The organism is Kitasatospora sp. NPDC002227, from assembly GCF_040296285.1.
In the GTDB taxonomy this organism is placed as follows: domain Bacteria; phylum Actinomycetota; class Actinomycetes; order Streptomycetales; family Streptomycetaceae; genus Kitasatospora.
This window is the reverse complement of record NZ_JBEOWY010000013.1, coordinates 95,550-101,812: the sequence shown is the minus strand read 5'-3', so window position 1 is coordinate 101,812 and position 6,263 is coordinate 95,550. Positions and strand designations below refer to the sequence as shown.

Annotated in this window: 7 protein-coding genes; 2 read left to right on the top strand and 5 right to left on the bottom strand. The window is 71.1% G+C overall.

What is annotated here, in order from left to right:
* Positions 1 to 1,606: tetratricopeptide repeat protein (locus tag ABT095_RS14730; protein ID WP_350529760.1), on the bottom strand; the 1,606-nt coding region annotated here is incomplete at its 3' end.
* On the opposite strand from ABT095_RS14730, the gene ABT095_RS14725 reads away from it, so the two are divergent.
* Complete coding sequence (locus ABT095_RS14725) at positions 1,577 to 2,221, top strand: hypothetical protein (protein ID WP_350529759.1); 645 nt, start codon at positions 1,577 to 1,579, stop codon at positions 2,219 to 2,221. The two genes, ABT095_RS14730 and ABT095_RS14725, sit on opposite strands and share 30 nt — an antisense overlap.
* Before the next feature lie 83 nt (positions 2,222 to 2,304).
* A complete protein-coding gene (locus ABT095_RS14720; protein ID WP_350529758.1) occupies positions 2,305 to 2,535 on the top strand; it encodes a hypothetical protein in 231 nt (76 codons plus the stop codon).
* Positions 2,536 to 2,705: 170 nt separating this feature from the next.
* On the opposite strand, the gene ABT095_RS14715 is transcribed toward ABT095_RS14720, so the two are convergent.
* The 4 genes from ABT095_RS14715 to ABT095_RS14700 form a co-directional block, all read right to left on the bottom strand.
* Entirely contained in the window at positions 2,706 to 4,070 is a 1,365-nt protein-coding gene (locus ABT095_RS14715; RefSeq protein ID WP_350529757.1) for a DUF2637 domain-containing protein, read from the bottom strand.
* A gap of 673 nt (positions 4,071 to 4,743) precedes the next feature.
* Positions 4,744 to 5,262 (bottom strand): hypothetical protein, encoded by a 519-nt coding sequence (locus ABT095_RS14710; protein ID WP_350529756.1) that lies wholly within the window; start codon positions 5,260 to 5,262, stop codon positions 4,744 to 4,746.
* Positions 5,263 to 5,267: 5 nt separating this feature from the next.
* On the bottom strand, positions 5,268 to 5,663 hold the full coding sequence (locus ABT095_RS14705) for a hypothetical protein (RefSeq protein WP_350529755.1): 396 nt from the start codon (positions 5,661 to 5,663) through the stop codon (positions 5,268 to 5,270).
* 121 nt (positions 5,664 to 5,784) lie between these two features.
* Positions 5,785 to 6,156 carry a hypothetical protein gene (locus ABT095_RS14700; protein ID WP_350529754.1) on the bottom strand — a complete coding sequence of 124 codons (372 nt, stop codon included), beginning with the start codon at positions 6,154 to 6,156 and terminating at the stop codon, positions 5,785 to 5,787.
* Between the last annotated feature and the right edge of the window lie 107 nt (positions 6,157 to 6,263).

Here is a 6,263-nt window from a genome sequence, read left to right as displayed (position 1 = left end):
CCTCGCGGTCCCCCGCCTTCTCCCGGAGGTCTGCCAGGCTGGTCAGGGCGCCAGTGGAGCCAGCGTCGACGGCCTGCTGGTACAGGTGCTCAGCGCTCTCGTGGTCCCCCTCGATCTGCCGTCCCTGCGCCAGGCTGATCAGAGCGTAGCGGTGGCCGGCGTCGGCGGCCTGCCGCGCCAGCAACTCGGCGCCCTCGCGGTCCCCCGCCTTCTCCCGGAGGTCTGCCAGGCTGGTCAGGGCGCCAGTGGAGCCAGCGTCGACGGCCTGCTGGTACAGGTGCTCAGCGCCCTCACGATCCCCCGCCTTCTCCCGTCGCTGCGCCAGGTTGATCAGAGCGTCAGGGTAGCCAGCGTCGGCAGCCTGCCGGTACAACTGCTCGGCCCCCTCAGAGTCCCCCGCCTCCTCCCGGAACTCTGCCAAGCTGGCCAGGCCGTCGGGGTAGCCGCCGTCGGCGGCCTGCCGCGCCAGCAACTCGGCGCCCTCACGGTCCCCCGCATCCTCCCGGAGCACCGCCAGGTGAGCCAGGGCATAGGTGTCGGTGGCGTCGGCGTCGGGGACCTGCCGGTACAACCGCTCGGCGATGCGGTAGCGGCCTCGCTGAGCGGCGGCGCCGGCGAGGGCATGGAGTTCGGGCAGGGTGGCCGCGTGATGCTGTACGGCCGTCCAGAACGCATGCGGTGGAAAGACCAGCTGCCGGGTGGTTCGGGCGTGGTGGTCGAGGTAGTCGGCGAGACGGTAGAAGTCCGGGAGGGCGCCCATGCCGGTTGGGTGAGGGACCTCGCTCAGCGCGGCCACGACGTCCTTGACCTTGGTACGGGCGTAGACCAGGGCGTGGGCGAACCAGGTGTCGGAGTCGGCCGCGGCGCGCTGCTCGTCGGTGAGGTAGCCGGGGGCGGCGGCTTTGAGGAGTTCGGCGGGGAGCGGGGAGGTGTGGCCGAGGCGGCGTGCGTCCATGGCGGCGGTGATGACCGCTCTGCCGTAGCAGGCCGGGGGTGTGCCGGCCTGCTCGTAGCGGTCGACAAGCTGGGGTCCGGCCGCCAGGGTCTGGGTGATCGCACCGTTCGCACTGGTGCGGACGGCCGTGGCCAGGGAGGGGTGGGTGCGGGAGCGCACGTTGCGCAGGGCTTGGCCGGTGAAGACTCCCGGCACGTCGACCGGGGCCACCGGACCAAGCAGGGCCCGGGCCCGCGCATGGACGTCAGCCTCACCGCGTGGGGGTGTGGCGGTCAGTTCACGGTGATAGGCCGGCCACAGCGTGGCGAGCACCACCACCGGGCCGGGCTGCTCCAGCCGACGGCGCAGTGCGGCTGACGCGGCCTCACCCGCGGGGCCTGTCAGGAAGTCCTGCGCCTCGTTCAGCCACAGGATGGTCCGCGGGGCGAGGACGCTGGCGGCCAGGAGTGCGAGGAGGCTGTCGGTGTCCTTGGGAAAGACCAGCTGCCAGTCGGCCAGGCACCTCTGGATGGCCTCGAACGCGGTGCGGGTCTTGCCCGTGCAGGACTCTCCGCGCACCACCACCAGTACCGTCTGCCGGTCTGCGGCTGCGGCCTCCAGCTGGGCACGTAGTTGCCGGTCGTGGCCGCGCTCGACGTAGTCCGGGAGCACGAAGCCTCCACCGGCGTCGGCGCTTTGGGTGCCGAGAATGGCGGGGTGGACGCCGAGCTGCTGCGCGCTCCAGTGCGCGACGGGGCGCGGTCTGTCGGGCAGGGCGGCGAGGCGCGCGCAGGCTTCGGCTTCCGCGAGCGCGGCGGCCGCCCGGGCGCGCTGCACTCCTGTGCCGACTGCCTCGGCGCGTTGCTCGGCGACCGCCTGGTGCCGGTGGCGCCAAGTGTCGGGGTCCAGGAGGTGTTGGTCGCCTTGCGGTATCTCAATGTGCGCCTCGGCGAGGGCGGCACGAAGGAGCGTGACGAGTTCGGTGAGGGCGTCCGACCGCTGGGGGAGGCGGCTGCCCTTCAGCCATTCGCCGACTGTGGTTGGTGCTGCACCGATCTGGTGGGCAATCACCCGCTGCGACAAGGTCATGGCCAGATGCCGCCCATGCAGCTCTCCCAGTCGGCGCAGATCCGCGCGGAACTCCGCCTCCAGGCCGTCGTGGTGTCCGCTCCTCATGCCGCCCCTAGGTGTCCACCCGTCCAGAACGCCCGCCCTGGACATCGCTTAAGCGTAGGAACCGACCAGCCGCTATGGCGCGGAATCGTCCAACTGCTCGCGGAAGGCTGACTGACACCCCGTTGGACAGGCATGTTCGGGGCCGTCTACCCCGGCAGTCGGCCGGGGCAGGACCCGCTCTCAGGAGGCCCGACATGACGATCAGTAATGCCCTGCACGCGTTCCTCAGCTACGCGGCCGGGGTCCTCGGACCGATCGGCGCCGCCGCCCTGGTCATGTTCGGACTGCTGTACGTCGGCGTGATCCTGCCGACCGTATGGTCCCGCAGCCCCTATCGTCGAACCGCAGCCCACCGCACCCTCACCACCCTGCTGGACCACCTGGACATATTCCTGCGGATCCTGCGACGCAATCCGCCGCGCTGACGATCACCCGCCGGAATGTCTCACGTTCCTGACCTTCCCCCAGATGACAGTCGGTCTGGACTCCAGCGGTCAGCCCGACGCAGAGTCGCCCGGCCGGGCCACCATCGCCCGTTCAGCACGAAGGCGCCGGACCGCGGTTGGGGTCCGGCGCCTTCGTGGAGGTGCGGGTCTCAGACTCCGGCCAGCTGACCGGTGAGCGGGTCGCTGTGCTGCGGGGTCTCGAACTCCTTCTTGTACCGCGACTGCATGTTGGGCCAGTAGCGGTCGAGGGAGCGGGGACTGACCGGCTGGTTGCCGCCCTGCCCGGCCACGCGGTGCTTCTTGAAGATGTAGTCCACGAACTGCTTCTTCGTGGGGTAGTCGCCGTGCTCGCGGACATACTCGCACCAGTAGGTGTAGTAGAGGTCTTCCTTGTTCTGGCTCTCCTGGTCGACCGCCGGCTCGGGCTGGTCGGCGGAGATCAGGTCCTCCCCCTCCGGCAGCGCGGGCATAAGCATCTCGGCTTCGACCTCGGCCTCAACCTCGACTGCGACGACGGGCTGCTGGGCGGGGTCGGCCGTGTCCAGGACCAGCTGCTGGGGGGCCACTGGCACCGGAGCGGTCTCGGGCTCGATCTCGGCGCTGCGCTCGGGGACCTGTGCGTGCGGAGCCGCCGCGGGCTCGAGTTGGGCGGTGGCGGAATCTATGGCCGGGTCCTCGCCTGCCGGCTCGAACTGAGCCTGCCTGCCGTGTTCCGGCCGCCCGGTGCGGTCGGCCGGTGCGGGCACCTTCTCCAGCATGGGCCGCTCGCCGCTCGGCAGGGTGTTTCCGGCGGGGCTGTTGGAGGGTTTGGTCAGCGGGCCGGTGGTGATGCCGGCGGCGGCGAGCCCCTCGGCCGCGGTCTCCGCGAAGGGGACTCCGTACTTCGCCATCTCCAGTGGCAGCAGTGCGTCCTGATGCGCTGCCCGGCGCCACCCTCGGCCGTATCTGAAGCGCAGACGGGCCCGGTAGATCCGGCGCTGCTGCTCCAGGAGAATGGCTTCGTCGGCGCTGTGGATGCCCCAGAGGTGCTTGCGTCGCCACAGGAGGGCGGTGCTGATCGGGGCGAGGAACCAGCGGGTGATTCCGAGGCCCTCCATCGTCTTTGCACCGGCGGTCAGGTTGGCCCAGCGGCCGGTTCCGTAGCGCGCGGCCTCCACCACGATGATGAAGAGCACGGGGATCACGCCGTGCATGCCGACGCCCAGTGGGTTCGGCCAGGCCGATGCCGAGTTGAAGGCGATGGTGGCGCCCGTCAGGAACCAGGCGGTCTGGCGGAGCAGCGGGTAGGGCATGCGGAGCCAGGTCATGAGCAGGTCGAGGGCGTAGAGGCCGACGATGCCGGCGTCCACTCCGACGGGGAAGACCGCCGAGAAGTCGCCGAAGCCGTGCCGCTCGGCGAGGGCGCGTACGGCGGTGTACGAGCCGACGAAGCCGATGCCGGCGACGGCACCGCAGAACACCACCACCACTGCGGCCAGCAGCTTGTGTCCCCAGTTCAGAGTCGGCCTGGTCACTATGTTCTACCTCCTGAAACCTGAGCCAGACCCAACCATGTCACGCCACATCCGTGTGACGCACGGGACAATCGCTTCGCACTGTCCCTTACGCCCCGTTTTGGCTATTTGTGCGGCTTTTCCCGCTTCGTGATCTAGCTCCCACCACTGCGGACCCCGCACCCAGGAGAGGCCGTCCCGCTGCCGCCGGGTGCGGAGTCCGCAGCCCGACTGCGGGACTTCAGATCCGGTCCCGCAGTCCCGCGCAAGTACCGGGTACGGGCCGCGCGGGCGCAGCCGGAACAGTTGCGCACCCCGCCCGAACGTCCACCACCGGCGCCCCGCGCCCCCGACCGGGGCGTCCCAGGTGCGGAACGTCCTGTGCCTGCCGTGGCTGCGCCCGCTTCGCTCGTTCACCCCACGGCGGGCCCGCCGCCCAGACGTAGGTCTCCGTCCGCAGCCCGCCCGCCGATGCCGTTCAGCTGGGGCCACGGCGCCTCCGCACCCGCCACGCAGCGGGTGCGGAGACCTCTACGCACCCGGCGTCCGCACTGCGGAGGCGACACCGCAGTTACGCAGTCGCGGCCGACCGACACCGGGCACGGCCGACTGGCTCCGCTGCGGAGCTCCGCACCGGGCGGTCCGAGCCGACTCCTCCGAGGAAGGGCACCGGGTCCGAGGCAGCGGTCCTGCGCTACGGCTCCTGGTCGAGGGCCACCGAGTGAAGACCGGTGCGGAGGACGGTCGCAAGCGCGCCGTAGAAGTTCTCCCGCAGCGCCTCGATCTCCCGGGGGTCGGTCGGGATCTCCCGGGGGCCGAGGACCCACACGCCCTCGCGGGGCACCAGGATGAGGCCGGCCACCAGGAACGCCATGACGGCGGTCATGACCATGCCCTCGGTGAGGCCGGTTCGGCGGGCGACCCAGTCGGGGTCCGGGGCGGCGAACTCGCCGGGCTCCAGCTCCGGGCGGCGCCCGAGCCGAACACTCCACTCCATGACGGCCTCCATCACGGAGTCGCAGTTGCGCACGGCTGCCAGGAAGGAATCCGTACGGTCGTGCAGGTCCGGGGGCAGGAGGTCGTAGAGGTTGAAGTCCTTCAGAACCCGGGCGTACTCCTGGCGTTGCGCCAGGTCGGTGGGCACCTTCACGACGCCCTGCTCGAGGTCGGCCCGCCAGCGGGCAGCCCGCCGACGGGAGACCCGATCCCGCAACCACCTCACCGCTGCGCCTCCGGTCGGGTCAGTTCCGGTTCCCGGCCAGCGGTGATGCCGTCGGCGTGCGCGGCCCGGGTGATGGTCTGCTGGCGAAGTTCGTCGGCAAGCTGCTCGGCACGCTCCAGGCGAACCAGGATTCCCCCCTTGGTGCGGGCGGTAGTGGCCGGATCCGCGACGGGGAGTCCGCGGGCTGCGGTGGCGGCAGTGGCGAGTCCTTCGGCCACGTCTCGGTAGGAGGCGCCAGCGGGTTGGTCCAGGACGGCGGCGAGGCGGGAGCCGGCCTCGGCGAGTACGGCTTCCCAGTCGGCATCGCCGGCGTCCGGCCACGTACCGCAGAGCGGTCCCAGCCACCGGTCACCGTGTTCGGCAAAGGCCCGGTCCAGTCCGTCTGACGTCATGTCGTCACGCTATCGGGACTGGATGGGCTGCGGGGGCGCTTCCGGAAGCCGGACCGGCATCGGCCATCGGCCCGGGCGGGGTCCGGATGGCGCGGCGGCCGGCGCTCGTCGCGACTGGTGCTCAGCGCTCGCGGTCAAGCACCTGAAAGAGCTTCAGGGCCTGGGCGGGGTCGGTGCCCCGGGGGAGCGAGTGCTCGGCCACGAAAGCGGTGGCGGCGCGGCCAGGGAAAGCGTCGCCGGCCGAGGCCGCGTCGCCCTTCAGGTCGTCGGCCAGACCGTCCGGGATCTCGGCGTACCGGCGGAGCAGCTCGATCAGGGGATGAGGCTCGGGGTACTGGTAGGGCTCGGTGCCCTCCCAAAGCACCTCCTGGTCTTCCTCCTCCGCCGCGCTGTCGAGGACCTGGGCGTAGAAGGTGGCGAGGGGTCCGTCCCAGCCGATCGCGATGGCGAAGTGCTCCGCTTCGGGAAGGGGCTTCAACTCGTGCCGGGGCATGTTGGTCTCCTGATCTCACGGGACGGATGGGCCGGCGCCACCTTAGCGATCAGCGCTTGGTCCGTACGGGCCGGGTGCGGACTGCCAGCAGCATTACCGCCCTTCTC

Excerpts from the sequence above, each read along its gene's own strand:
- ABT095_RS14705 (WP_350529755.1), bottom strand. The coding sequence starts at position 5,663 with ATGACGTCAGACGGACTGGACCGGGCCTTTGCCGAACACGGTGACCGG.
- ABT095_RS14700 (WP_350529754.1), bottom strand. The coding sequence starts at position 6,156 with ATGCCCCGGCACGAGTTGAAGCCCCTTCCCGAAGCGGAGCACTTCGCC.
- ABT095_RS14720 (WP_350529758.1), top strand. The coding sequence starts at position 2,305 with ATGACGATCAGTAATGCCCTGCACGCGTTCCTCAGCTACGCGGCCGGG.